The 12451-nt window shown below is 73.0% G+C and carries 9 protein-coding genes; 5 read left to right on the top strand and 4 right to left on the bottom strand.

Annotated features, from left to right (window positions below):
* Window positions 1-7: 7 nt before the first annotated feature.
* Together IE98_RS0131800 and gntD are read right to left on the bottom strand one after the other, a co-directional pair.
* Window positions 8-856 carry a dimethylarginine dimethylaminohydrolase family protein gene (locus IE98_RS0131800; RefSeq protein WP_043175605.1) on the bottom strand — a complete coding sequence of 283 codons (849 nt, stop codon included), beginning with the start codon at window positions 854-856 and terminating at the stop codon, window positions 8-10.
* Complete coding sequence (gene gntD, locus IE98_RS0131795) at window positions 853-1905, bottom strand: guanitoxin biosynthesis L-enduracididine beta-hydroxylase GntD (protein ID WP_234443753.1); 1053 nt, start codon at window positions 1903-1905, stop codon at window positions 853-855. Before gntD ends, IE98_RS0131800 begins: the two co-directional genes overlap by 4 nt.
* Before the next feature lie 228 nt (window positions 1906-2133).
* Between gntD and IE98_RS45300 the strand changes: the two genes are divergently transcribed.
* From IE98_RS45300 to IE98_RS0131770, 5 genes are all read left to right on the top strand, one after another.
* Entirely contained in the window at window positions 2134-4395 is a 2262-nt protein-coding gene (locus IE98_RS45300) for an alpha/beta fold hydrolase (RefSeq protein ID WP_052391238.1), read from the top strand.
* A complete protein-coding gene (locus tag IE98_RS0131785) occupies window positions 4392-5660 on the top strand; it encodes a cytochrome P450 (protein WP_234443752.1) in 1269 nt (422 codons plus the stop codon). The genes IE98_RS45300 and IE98_RS0131785 overlap by 4 nt, the downstream gene beginning before the upstream one ends.
* A 182-nt stretch (window positions 5661-5842) precedes the next feature.
* A complete protein-coding gene (locus tag IE98_RS0131780; RefSeq protein WP_052391237.1) occupies window positions 5843-8797 on the top strand; it encodes an AfsR/SARP family transcriptional regulator in 2955 nt (984 codons plus the stop codon).
* Window positions 8798-8860: 63 nt separating this feature from the next.
* Window positions 8861-10090, top strand: coding sequence for a hypothetical protein (locus IE98_RS0131775; RefSeq protein WP_030274988.1), 1230 nt, complete (start codon window positions 8861-8863; stop codon window positions 10088-10090).
* Window positions 10074-10844, top strand: coding sequence for a hypothetical protein (locus tag IE98_RS0131770; RefSeq protein ID WP_030274981.1), 771 nt, complete (start codon window positions 10074-10076; stop codon window positions 10842-10844). The genes IE98_RS0131775 and IE98_RS0131770 overlap by 17 nt, the downstream gene beginning before the upstream one ends.
* A gap of 31 nt (window positions 10845-10875) precedes the next feature.
* Here IE98_RS0131770 and IE98_RS49610 read toward each other — a convergent pair whose 3' ends face one another.
* A complete protein-coding gene (locus IE98_RS49610; RefSeq protein ID WP_159401139.1) occupies window positions 10876-11028 on the bottom strand; it encodes a hypothetical protein in 153 nt (50 codons plus the stop codon).
* Between the two features lie 156 nt (window positions 11029-11184).
* A complete protein-coding gene (locus IE98_RS0131760; protein ID WP_043175603.1) occupies window positions 11185-12450 on the bottom strand; it encodes an ATP-grasp domain-containing protein in 1266 nt (421 codons plus the stop codon).
* Window position 12451 lies beyond the last annotated feature (1 nt).

Raw genomic sequence — 12451 nt, 5'->3', positions numbered from 1 at the left:
TCTGCTCCTACGGTCGGACGGCGGGAACGCCTTGGGCGAGCAAATCGAGGTCGAGGGTCATGCAGCGGATGCCGCCGCCGCCCTTGGTGAACTGGTCGATCGGGGTGACGACAGGCTCGAAGCCCCAGGCCTCGAGCTGCCGGCCGATCCGCGCGGGGCACGCGGACATCACGACGGAGGTGCCGATGACCACCGAGTTCACGCAGAAGGTCAGCGCCTCCTGCTCGGTCACCACCAGCGGTTCGGGGATCAGCTCCAGCAGACGCCGCCGGCCCTCCGCGTCCCAGGCCCCCGGGAACACCAGCGCCCGGCGGTCGTCGAGCGGACAGACCGACATGTCCAGGTGGTAGAACCGGGGATCCACCAGGCGGACGGGCACCACCTCGCGGCCGAAGGCCGCGGCGAGACCGGCGCGCGCCTGCGCGGTGCTGCGCATCCCGTGCCCGGCGAGCAGCCGCTCCCCGAACGCGAGCACGTCGCCGCCCTCCAGCCGGGCCGCCGGGTCCCAGCCGGCGGTGCGGATCTCCTGCCAGCCGTTGCCGGTCAGCCACTCGGCGGCCAACCGGGCCTCACCGCCGCGCTCGGGCCGGCTGAACCGCGACCGCAGGAACCGGCCGCCGCTCACCACGGCGGTGTCGGTCGGGAACACCATGTCCGGCCAGTCCGGGTCGGACGGCGCCGTGTGCACCACCCCGCCGGCCCCGCGCAGCGCCGCCCCCAGCGCCTCCCACTCCGCCCGGGCGAGCTCGGGGCTGGGCTGCGAACCGGTGGCCATCCACGGATTGATCTCGAACTCGATCCGGAAGTGCTCCGGATCGCGCAGCAGGAACGGCCGCGCCACCGACTGCGGGATCATGCCACCACCCGCGAGCGCGCACTGCTCCGCAGCTCCCGCGACTTGCGCAGGTCACGGGCGACGACGACCTTCTTCAGCCAGCGGTCCGTCCCGTCGTACCGCGCCTCGAACGGCCTCCGACCGTGCACCGCACGGTAGTTGTCGACGAACGCGACCTCGCCCGGGTCGAGCACCAGGTCCTCCAGGTCCGCCTCCAGCGCGGCCACCACGCACTTCAGCGCGTGCGTCGCGTCCGGGTCCCCGGCGACGGCGTCCATGAAGTACGGGTCGATCCGCAGGTACGGCTCGGAACGGCTGCCGAACAGCACCGGCACCGGGACGGTGCGCGCCGCGATGTCGTACACGCTGCCGCCCGCCGTGCCGGTGCGCAGGTGCTCGGTGTCCGGCCGGATCAGGAACCGCGGCTGCTGCAGCACCTCCGTCACCTCGGCCGGCAGCGCGAGGTTCCCGACACCGGCGAAGGTGGTCGCCACCCCCGTCGGGTTCCGCAGCGCCATCAGACCGAGGTAGTCGCAGCGGTACGGATGGAAGCCGTCCTCGGTGTGCCACTCCAGCAGGTCGGTGCTGCCGTGCCCGCTCTGCGCCGTCTCCTCGCCCTGCACGGGCAGCACGTCGTGGATGATCCGGCCGGACTGCAGCGTCGACCAGCCGAACGGTTCGCCGAGCAGCGACGCCAGCAGGACGAAGAAGACCTCCTCCCGCACCGTGGACTCCGGCTGCGCCTGCTGCGACCAGTGCGGGGGAGTCGGACCGATCGCGGCGTCGTCCACCGGCAGTCCGCTCACCACCACCCCGGCGGTGGTCTCGTGCAGCTCGAACGACCGCAGGAAGTCCACCAGGCCGTCCGGCAGCCCGGTCGCCAGGCTCGCCGCTCGGAACAGGAAGTCCGTGTCGGAGGCGGTGGCGAACTGCTTCCGCGCCCGGGCCACCAGGCGCTCGATCTGCTCCAGTTCGCCGCCGTCGACCCGGTAGACACCCACGTCCCGGGGAAATTTCTTGGAGTTCATCAGTGCCCGCTTTCTCGGCGGGCGGACCGGGTGGTCCGCCATTCGTTCTGCGGTACCAAGCTCGCCGAGCCGGACCGGCGGAACCATCCGTCCCGGGAGTGGAATCGGACCCGGCATCCGCCGCGCGGCGGATGCCGGGTCCGCCGACCCGCCGTTCCTCCCCCGCACGGCGGAGACCGCCCCGGAAAGCCCACGCCCGGCCGGTACACCCGCACCGCGAACACCCCGGACGATGACGGCAGCCCGCCCGAACCCGGAGAGGAACCCCGCATGAGGACAGAGGATCTGCTGCCGTTCTGGGAGAACGACCTCCCCGGTCTCCCGGTCTTCTGCCTGCCGCACGCAGGCGCCGGAGCGGGCGCGTTCCGCACCCTGGCCCGCGACCTGCGCCCGGCCCTCAACCTCCAGCCGGTGCAGCTGCCGGGACGCGAGAACCTCGTCGCGCTGCCCCTGGTCGACGACGCCCGGCAGCTCGTCGAGTGGCTCGGACCGCGCCTGCTGCCCAGGCTCGACCGGCCGTTCGTCCTGGCCGGCCACAGCATGGGCTCCCTGATCGCCGCCGAGCTGACCGCCTGGCTGGAGCGCAACGGCGGACCGACGCCCGAACTGCTCGTCGTCTCCGCCTACGCCGGCGACTTCCGGCACAACCGGATGGCCGCCCGCGAACGCACCGACCGGGAACTGGCCCAGGTCCTCACCGAACTGGGCGGCACCGCACCGGAGGTCCTGCAGAACGAGGAGATGCTCGCCTTCATCCTCGAAACCATCCGCAACGACCTCCGGCTCGTCCGCGGCTACCGGCCCGGCTACGACACGGTCGACGTCCCGATCCTCGCCGTCGGCGGCACCGACGACCCCGACGCCGACGAGGAGGCCCTCGCCACCTGGCGCGGCCGCACCACCGCCGGCAGCAGGGTCGAGGTCCTCACCGGCGGCCACTTCGCCGTCTTCGAGAACCCCGACGCCTTCGCCGCCCTGATCGAGGAACGGCTCAGGACGCCCGAGCAGACCCTCCTCGACGTGCTCCGCCACCACCTCGACGACGACGCCATCACCCCGGACGACGACTTCTACGCGGCCGGCGGCGACTCGCTGATCGCCCTCGCCGTCGTCGGCGACCTCAAGGAACGCGGCCTCGACCTCCCGCTGCGCGGCCTCCTCACCGCCTCCACCGTCGCCGAACTCGTCCCGCTCCTCACCCCGGCCGCCGCGCCCGAACCCACCCACCGGCCGTTCGACGCACTCGGCCCCGCCGACCGCGCCCTGCTGCCCGCCGGCCTCCAGGACGCCTACCCCGCCTCCACCCTCCAGGTCGGGCTGATCTACCTCTGCGAACTCGCCGGCGACCCCAGCCTCTACAACGACCTCGTCGGCCTGCGCGTCCACGCACCCTTCGACGGGGAGAAGTTCCGCGCCGCGCTCCGCACGCTCACCGGACGCCACCCGCTGCTGCGCAGCTCCTTCGACCTCGCCACCTGCTCCACCGCCGTGCAGCTCGTCCACCCCGAGGTCACCGTCCCGGTGGAGATCGAGACCGGCGACGGCGAGGCGCTCGTCCGGGCCTTCCGCGAACGCCACCTCGCCACCGGCATCGACTGCGGCACACCCCCCGCCTTCCGCATCCACATCGCCCGCGAACCCGAGGCCTTCCGGCTCACCCTCGCCATCCACCACGCCGTCATCGACGGCTGGAGCATGGCCCAGCTGATGGTCGAACTGCTCACCTGCTACGACGCCGAACTCGCCGGCCGCACCCCGCAGCTGCCCGCCGTACCGGCCGACGGCCACCGGCAGTTCGTCGCCCTGGAGGCCGCCGCCGCGGAGTCCGCACCGTTCTGGCAGGCCGAGGCCGACGTCCCGCCGCTGCTCCTGCCCGACCGCCCCGCCGGCGCCGTCCCCGACCCGGTCGCGACCCGCCACCTCCCGCTCGACCCGGCGGACGTCGCCCGCCTGGAGGCCGCCGCCGAACACGCCGGCGTCCCGCTGAAGAGCCTGCTGCTCTCCCTGCACCTGCGGGCGCTGGCCCACGCCACCGGCCGCGACCGCGACGTGGTGACCGGGCTGGTGGCCAACGGCAGGCCCGAGGTGCCCGGCTCCGCCGCACTGATCGGGCTCTTCCTGAACACGGTGCCGCTGCGGCTGCGTTCGGTCGAGGGCGACTGGGCCGAGCACGCCGGACGGACCTGGGAGGCCGAGCAGCGCCTGCTCGCCCACCGGCGCCACCCGCTCTCGGCGATCGAGCAGCGCCTCGGCCGGCCCGCCTTCGACGTCTCCTTCAACTTCACCCACTTCCACCCGTACCGGCAGGTCGACGACCTGCAGGTCAAGGTCGACGAGTGGTGGTCCTACGACAAGGCCAGCTTCCCGCTCGGCGTCGACGCGATGATCGACGCCCCCGACCTGGGCAGCGGGGTGCTGGTCGCGCACGACCCCGGGCTCGTCCCCGGCGCCCTGGTCGACCGGTACGTCGACGCCCTCGGTACCGCGCTCGCCACCGTCGCGGCGCCGGACCGGCCGGGGGAGGACCGATGACCGTCATGACGCAGCACACCGGCAGCGGCCCCCGACAGGAGCCCACCTCCGAGCCCGCCCCCGAGGTCGACCTCGACACGGTGGACCTCTTCGACCCCGGCCTGCACGCCGACGGCGACCCGCACCGGATCTGGGCGCACCTGCGCCGGGCCGCACCGCTGCACCGCCAGACCCTGCCCGACGGCCGGAGCTTCGCCTCGGTCACCCGCTACCACGACGTGCGCCGGGTCCTCAGCGACTCCCGCGCGTTCACCTCGGAGCGCGGCAGCCTGCTCGACCAGCTCGGCCACGGCGACGAGGCGGCCGGCCAGATGATGGTCTCCACCGACCCGCCCGACCACGCCGCACTGCGCCGCCCGCTCCAGCACGCCCTGTCGCGGAGCGCCCTGGAGGCGGCACGGCCCCGCATCCGGGCCGCCGCCCGGGCCGTCCTCGCCCCGGCCGCCGACGGCCGACCCTTCGACCTGGTCGCCTCCGCACTGGACTTCCCGATGATGTTCACCGGGGCGCTCATGGGCATCCCGGAGCAGGACTGGCCCGACCTCGTCCGGTGGACCTCGATGGCCGCGTCCCCCGAGGACCCGGGCTTCACCGTCCGCAACCGGCACGCCACCCTGGCCATCGCCCACCACGAGCTCTTCTCCTACTTCACCGACCAGACCGCCGCCCGCCCGGACGGCAGCGGCGACCTGCTCGACCTGCTGGCCGGACTCGGCAGCCGGGCGAAGACCGTCTACAACTGCTACAGCCTGCTGCTCGGCGCCAACGCCACCACCCCGCACGCCTTCACCGGCACCGTCCTCGCCCTGCTGGACCACCCCGACCAGCTCGCCGAGGCCCGCCGGTACCCCGAGCTCGTCCCCTCACTGGTCGAGGAGGGCCTGCGCTGGACGTCCCCCGCCAGCAGCTTCCTGCGGCACGCCGTCGAGGACGTGGAACTGGAGGGCGGCCTGCTGCACAAGGGCGAGGCGGTCGCCGCCTGGGTCGGCTCGGCCAACCGCGACGGGAAAGTCTTCGAGGACGCGGACCGCTTCGACCTGCGGCGCACCGGGAACCGCCACATCACCTTCGGTGCCGGCGCCCACTACTGCCTCGGCGCGATCCTGGCGAGGATCGCCCTGAACGAGCTCTTCACCGAACTCCTCGGCCGGCTGGAGCACATCGAGACGGCCGGCCCCGCCCGCCGCCTGCGGTCGAACTTCATCGCCGGCCTGGGCGCCCTGCCCGTCGCCATGACGCTCCGCCGGCCCGCCACGCAGGACTGACCCGCCCCACCCATCGGTTGTTCCGAAAGGATGTTGACACCGAGTCGACAGACTGGTTTCGCCTACGGATGAAGCATGCGAGCATTACCCGCGGCTCGTATCGCCACTCACGGTCGCCGCCCGCTCACGAGGCCGGGCGGCCGATCGCCCACCGGACGGGAATCCACCAGAAAAGGAACCAGATGGGGCTGCAGCCGCACGATGCGGACGACGACGTCCACTTCGCACTCCTCGGGCCGTTCGAGGTCACGCGCGGCGGCACATCGGTACCCCTCCAGGCCAGGAGGAGCAGGCTCCTGCTGGCCGCCCTGGCCTGCCGGCCGCGGGAGATCGTCAGCGTCGAGCACCTCAGTGAGGTGGTGTGGGCCGAGGACCCGCCGACCACCGTCCGCACCCAGATCCAGATCTGCATCTCCACCCTGCGCAAGACCCTGGGCGTGGTCGGCATGAGCGAGGCCCTCGTCACCCACCCGGTCGGCTACGCCCTGATGCTGGCCCCGGGCCGCCGGGACGTCGACCGCTTCGGCGAACTCGTCCGCAGCGCACGCTCCGCCAGCGACGCCGGCGACCTGGAGTCGTCGGTGCGCACCTACCGGGAGGCGCTCGCCCTCTGGCGCGGACCCGCGCTCGGCGGCGTCGACAGCGACGTCCTGCAGCGCAGAGCGGTCGCCCTCGACGAGGAACGGCTCACCGTCCTGGAGGAGTATTTCGACCTGGAACTGCTCCGCGGCCGCGACCGGGGGCTCGTCCAGGAACTCGCCGACCGGATCGCGGAGCACCCGCTGCGCGAGAAGCTCCGCGGCCAGCTGATGCTGGCCCTGCACCGCGCCGGACGGCGCTCCGACGCCCTGCAGATCTACCGCGAGGGCCGCCGGCTGCTGGTGCGGGAGCTCGGCATCGAACCCTCCGACGAACTGCGCCGCCTCGAACAGGAGATACTCCGGGACGCACCCGAACTGAACCCCGGCTACGGCAAGCCGGAGAGCCCGACCGCGCCGCGGCAACTCCCCAGGAAGTCCCGCTACTTCATCGGCCGGGAGGAGACCGTCGGCCGGCTGGCCGCCGTCCTGGCCGAGCCGCCCGGGCCGGACGACCACCCCTACCGCGCCGTCAACCTGTACGGCCCCGGCGGATCGGGCAAGACCGCCCTCGCCGTCCACGTCGCCCACGCCCTCCAGGACCACTTCGCCGACGGGCAGCTCTACTACGACCTGCACGGCAGCAACACCGTCACCGCCGCGCCGATCCGCGTCCTCGACCACTTCCTCCGGGCGCTGGGCGTCCCGCCCGGCGACATCCCGGACGAACTCGACGAACGCGCCGCGATGTTCCGCAGCCGGGTGGCCGAGAAGCGGATCCTGGTCATCCTCGACGACGCCGCCGAGGAGCACCAGATCAGCCCGCTGCTGCCCGGCGGCCGGGACTGCGGCGTCGTCGTCACCAGCCGCCGCCCGCAGACCGGCCTGCCCGAACTGGAGACCGTCCACCTGGACGTGCTGACCCAGACCGAGGCGGTCGAACTCCTCGGCCGGATCGTCGGCGACCGGCGGGTCGCCCAGGAACCGCTGGCCAGCGCCCAGTTGGTCCGCGAGATCGACCGGCTGCCGCTCGCCCTGGGCATCGTCGGCGCCCGCCTCGCCGCCTCGCCGCAGCGGACGATCTCCTCGATGGCGCACCGCATCCACGACGAGCGCCGACGGCTCGACGAACTCGCCCACGGCAACCGGGCCGTGCGCAGCACCATCTCCTCCACCTTCGACACGCTCAAGCCCGACCTGCGCGACCTGCTGTGCGACCTCAGCCTGTTCGGCGCGGAGGCCTTACCCGGCTGGATGGCCGGCGCGATCCTCGGCGGCGACACCGAGGACGCCAACGACGTCATCGACGAGGCCGCCACCAGCCAACTGCTCGTCCCCACCGACGCCGAAGCGACCGACAACCCCCGCTACCGCTTCCACAGCCTCGTCCGGCTCTACCTCCGGGAGTCGGTCGACCGGCTCCCCGCCGAGCAGCGCGCCCGCACCGTCCGCGCCGTCCTCGCTGGCTGGCTCGGCCTGATGGACCTGGCCCAGGCCCAGCTGTGGGGCGGCAACTACACCGTCGTCCGCGGCGGTTCGGCCCGCTGGCAGGCCCCGGAGGCGGTCGTCCGGCACGTCCTCACCGACCCGCTGGGCTGGCTCGACACCGAACGGCCCGGACTGCTCGCGGCGATCGGCCTCGCCGCCGAGTTCGGCCTCGACGAGGAGTGCTGGGAGGCCGCCACCCAACTGGTCACCCTCTTCGAGGTCCGCCAGCACTACGCAGACTGGCAGGAGAGCCACGAGACGGCGCTGCAGCTCGCCCTGCAGAAGGGCAACCTCCGCGGCGAGGCCGCCGTCCGCTGCTCGCTCGGCTCGCTGTACCTCTCGCAGCGGCAGGCCGGCAAGGCACTGCCGTACCTGGAACGGGCGCTGGCCCTCTTCGAGGAACTCGGCGAGACCGGCGGGACGGCCCTCGCCAACCGCAACATCGCGCTGTGCCTGCACACCGTCGGCGACCTGGCCGGCGCGCTGCGGCGGTACGAGCGGGCGGCCGAACTCTTCCGGCGGGCGGGCGACCCGCTGGGCCGCGCCCACGTGCTGTCCAACATGGCACCGATCCACGCCGCCGGCGGCGACCCCGACCGGGCCGAGCAGGAGCTGACCGAGGCGCTGCGCACCTGCCAGTCGATCGGCAGCTCCCGGGTCGCCTCGATGAGCCTGCACCGGCTGGGGCAACTCTGCCTCGGCCAGGGGCGGCTGGACGACGCGCTGCGCTGGTACCGGGAGGCGCTGGCGATCGTCCGCCGCCAGGCCGACTCACTGGGGGAGTGCATCGTCCAGCACGGCCTGGGCGACACCCACATGGCCCGGGGCGACTACGCGGAGGCCGCCGGCAGCCTGGAGGGCGCCCTGGTCACCGCCGAGGCGGCCGGACACCTGCACGCCGCCGCCCAGGTCCGGGTCAGCCTGGCGGAGGTGTGCATCGCCCAGGGGCTGGACGGCCGCGCGAGGAACCTGCTGCAGGACGCCCTGCGGGTGCTGGAGGACCACGACCACACGGCCGCCATCGCCCGGGCCCGCACCGCCCTGGAACGGCTGGGCGGGGTGAACCGCTAGGCGGCGTCCTCCCGAGCTCTTCCGTTGCCCGCTGTCGGGCCCCCGTGGGACGATCACGCTCCGATGGACACAACAGAGCCGGCAGAAGCCTGCATCGAGGAGACGCGCACCATCCTGGTCGCGCCCGCGTCGCTGCAGGACAACGACGTCGTCAGGGACTTCTTCGGGTCCACCGTCACACCGGAGGAGCTCGCCACGGGTTCGCCCGACCTCGCGGGGAGGACCGTCTACCTGTGCGGTGACCTCTCCAGGATCAGCGGGCACCATCTGCGGGCGGCGGAGCGGGTGTTCGTCGTCCGGGAGCTGTCACACGGTCACCGCGAGGACGCCGACGAGCCGTGGGCGGTCGTCGGTCTCGGCCGGGTCCCCGTCCGGGTGCACGGCGCCGGCGTGTACTACCGACGCTTCTTCGACCCCGGCGCCGACCACTTCGGACGGATCCGGGCGGAGCACGCCTTCCAGTCGCTGACGGAGTCGACCAAGCCCGGGACGGCCCACCGCAGCGGGATCTACCTGACGCCCGTCACGCAGGACGGCGCCGACCTGCACTTCCGCCTGCTCCGGTGCTCCACCAACCTCTCGGGGCCGACCGAGGGCTTCGGCCCGACCGACACGGACATCGTCGAGGCCCTGAACCGCGAGGCCGCCGCCGTCTTCCGCGGCCAGGCACCGCTCAACCACGTCCTCGCGCAGATCTACCACAACACCCCGGCCACGTCGGAGCGCAAGCAGTCCAAGGCCAGGATCTCGTCCCACGCCGACAAGACCAAGGACATGCCCGTCAACGGCATCATGGCCTTCTGCACCTTCTACGACGGGCTCGACCGGCTGCAGCCCCTCGCCGGGGACGCCTTCGACCACGGGGTGAAGGGCGTCAGCGGGATGACCGGCCTCCGCTTCCGCCTCAAGGAGCCGACCGCGGGGCGCGACGGCCTCGCGCTCCCTTCGCAGTTCACGCTCACCCTCCACCCCGGGTCCGTGTTCTTCATGCCGCTGTCCACCAACCGCCTCTATACCCACGAGATCCGGCCCTCGGCGCTGGACGCCGGGTCGCTCCCGACCCGCCTCGGCTACGTGGTGCGCTGCTCGAAGGCCGAAGCCGTGCACAAGGACGGCCACACCTTCCTCAAGACGGCCGACGGACCGGTGCGGCTGCAACCGCCCACACCGGAGGGCATGGACGAGCTGCGCCGGCTGTACGCCGAGGAGAACAGGTCCTCCTCCTTCGTCGACTACGGCGACGAACTGCTCTTCAGCATGAACACGGGAGACTACGGTGCACCCCGGGCCTAGCATCTCGGACGAGATCGTCCGGTGCGTCCTGCCGCCCGAGGAGGACCACTTCGCGGAGCTGTCCGCCTCGGTCCACCTGGAGGACGTGGGGAAGGGCCGGCGAGGCGCCGTGCTCACCAGGACGGACGGGGCGGACGGCGTGCCCGTCGTGCGCACCACCACCCGGTACGGCAGCCCGGCGCAGCGCTTCCGGGCGGTGCACGAGCGGCTCGCGGAGCGGATCCGGGAACGGGCGGCGCTCCCGGTCGGCTTCAACAACGCCCTCGTCGAGCGCTACACCGACGCCTACCGCACCATGGGCAGCCACTGCGACCAGGCGCTCGATCTGGCCGACGGGTCGTACATCGCCGTCTTCTCCTGCTACCTGCATCCCGCAGCGGGTCCGTCGAGGAAGCTGATCTTCGAGTCCAAGGAGCCGGGCGTCGACGGGTTCGAGATCCCGCTCGTCCACAACGGTGTGGTCGCGTTCTCCGTCGACACCAACCGGCGGCTCCGGCACCGGATCGTTCTGGACACGACCGTCCCGCCGTCGGACAACGCATGGCTGGGCGTCACGTTCCGGACCTCGAAGACCGTCGTCCGGTTCCACGACGGTCGGGCCCATCTCCCGGACGGCGCGCCGCTGGTGCCGGCCGACGACGAGCAGAGCCGCGAGTTCTACCGACTGCGCCGCCGCGAGAACCATGAAACGGACTTCACCTACCCCCCGCTGCCGTACACCGTCAGCGAGAGCGACCTGATGCCCCCCGTCTGACCCCGACCTTCTCAGGGCCGCGAACCGGGTGTCAGGACTGCGGGCCCGGGCCCCAGGGGTTGTCGGCCACGACGTGCACGGGGTGGGCGGGGCCGGCCTGCGACTCCAGGGAGCCGGCGACCGCGGTGAGGGCCACAGTGGCCAGCAGGCATGCGCAGACACGTACGAACATGAGCTTGGTCATCGCTGTCTCCCATGTGTCGGCGGAGCCGATCCGGCGGCGGTTGCGCGCTGCTCGGCGTTTCCTCGTGGTGCTCACGCTAGGAAGGCCGCCCATTGCGACCGCATCGGTGCACTATCGCCTCCGCCGCCACCGCGATAGCGGCCGCGGCGGAGGCCCTCAGACCTGCGGCGATGCGGTGTCGCCGGCCGCGCTCCACGGCCGCGGCGGTGCGACCGAGACGGTGTGCCCGTCCTCGAACCGGAAGTCGTAGGTGATCCTCCCCAGTGCCTCGTCGAGCACCGCGAACATCTCCCGGTGGGAGGCCGCCTCCCCGCACACCATGTCGAGCTGGCAGGTCATCCCGCCGTCGAACAGCCACTGGCCGGGCTTGACGATCGGACGGTAGGCGGTGATGCCGGGCACCGCCCGGGCCTCCCGGCCGCCCCGGACACCGGTCAGCCGGCACCGTTCGGCGGGCCCGGCTCCCCAGTACTGGAAGTGGACCCGGTCCATCGGCTCCGGTTCGGCCCAGTCGTCCTTGCCCGCCGCCCGCAGGCCGGCCAGCCGGATCAGGTCGACTCCCGCCGCCCGGCGGCTGATCTCGTTGACGAGCCCGCCGAGCCGGCCGTTCACCTCGATGATCCGCGGCCCCTGCGCGGTGAGCTTCACCTCCGTGTGCGTGACGCCGAAGTCCACGCCGAGCGCGCGCAGCGCCCGGGTGGTCAGGTCGGCCACCGCGGCCGCGTCCTCCGGCGGCAGCGCGGAGGGCCAGAACTGGCCCTGCTCGCGGAACGGCGGCGCCATCGGGAACTTGCCCGAGACCGACACGTGGGTGATCCGGTCCGGTGCGCAGAGGCTCTCGACCGACACGTAGTCCCCGTACGGCAGGCTCGGCCTGCCCTGCAGGTACTCCTCGACCATCATGCCGACGGGATGACGCACGGCCAGCCGGGCGAGGGTCTCCTCGTCCCGGACGAGGTGGGTGTCCCGGCTGCCGCCGCCGTACAGCGGTTTCACGATGGCCGGGAGCCCGACGGCGTCCAGGGCCGCGGCCCAGTCCTCCGGGCGGTGGACGGGGTGGTGGCGCACCGCGTCCACCCCGGCCTGCGCGAGCCGCCGGCGCTGCCGCTCCTTGTCGGTGAGCAGCAGCACGGTCTCCGGCCGGTGGCCCGGCAGCCCCAGGGCGTCGGCGATCCGGGCGGTGTCCCGCAGCATCGGCTCGCTGTAGGTGACGATGCCGTCGGGGCGCAGCGCCCGCACCCGGGCGACGTCCCGGTCGTCACCGGCGAGGTCGACGACGGTGCCCAACTGCTCCAGCAGCGGCCGGACCTGCACGGTGTGGTCCGACCGCGGGACGAGGAAGGCGAGCGGGGTGTCCGCGGCCAGGGCGGTGGCGATCTCCGCCGCAGCGGCGGCGCCGTGGTCGTAGGCGATCACCAGCATG

This window comes from Streptomyces sp. NRRL B-24484 (assembly GCF_000717715.1).
Taxonomy (GTDB): domain Bacteria; phylum Actinomycetota; class Actinomycetes; order Streptomycetales; family Streptomycetaceae; genus Kitasatospora.
This window is presented reverse-complemented; position numbering and strand designations above follow the sequence as displayed.

Excerpts from the sequence above, each read along its gene's own strand:
- IE98_RS0131800 (WP_043175605.1), bottom strand. The coding sequence starts at position 856 with ATGATCCCGCAGTCGGTGGCGCGGCCGTTCCTGCTGCGCGATCCGGAG.
- gntD (WP_234443753.1), bottom strand. The coding sequence starts at position 1,905 with ATGGCGGACCACCCGGTCCGCCCGCCGAGAAAGCGGGCACTGATGAAC.
- IE98_RS45300 (WP_052391238.1), top strand. The coding sequence starts at position 2,134 with ATGAGGACAGAGGATCTGCTGCCGTTCTGGGAGAACGACCTCCCCGGT.
- IE98_RS0131785 (WP_234443752.1), top strand. The coding sequence starts at position 4,392 with ATGACCGTCATGACGCAGCACACCGGCAGCGGCCCCCGACAGGAGCCC.
- IE98_RS0131780 (WP_052391237.1), top strand. The coding sequence starts at position 5,843 with ATGGGGCTGCAGCCGCACGATGCGGACGACGACGTCCACTTCGCACTC.
- IE98_RS0131775 (WP_030274988.1), top strand. The coding sequence starts at position 8,861 with ATGGACACAACAGAGCCGGCAGAAGCCTGCATCGAGGAGACGCGCACC.
- IE98_RS49610 (WP_159401139.1), bottom strand. The coding sequence starts at position 11,028 with ATGACCAAGCTCATGTTCGTACGTGTCTGCGCATGCCTGCTGGCCACT.
- IE98_RS0131760 (WP_043175603.1), bottom strand. The coding sequence starts at position 12,450 with ATGCTGGTGATCGCCTACGACCACGGCGCCGCCGCTGCGGCGGAGATC.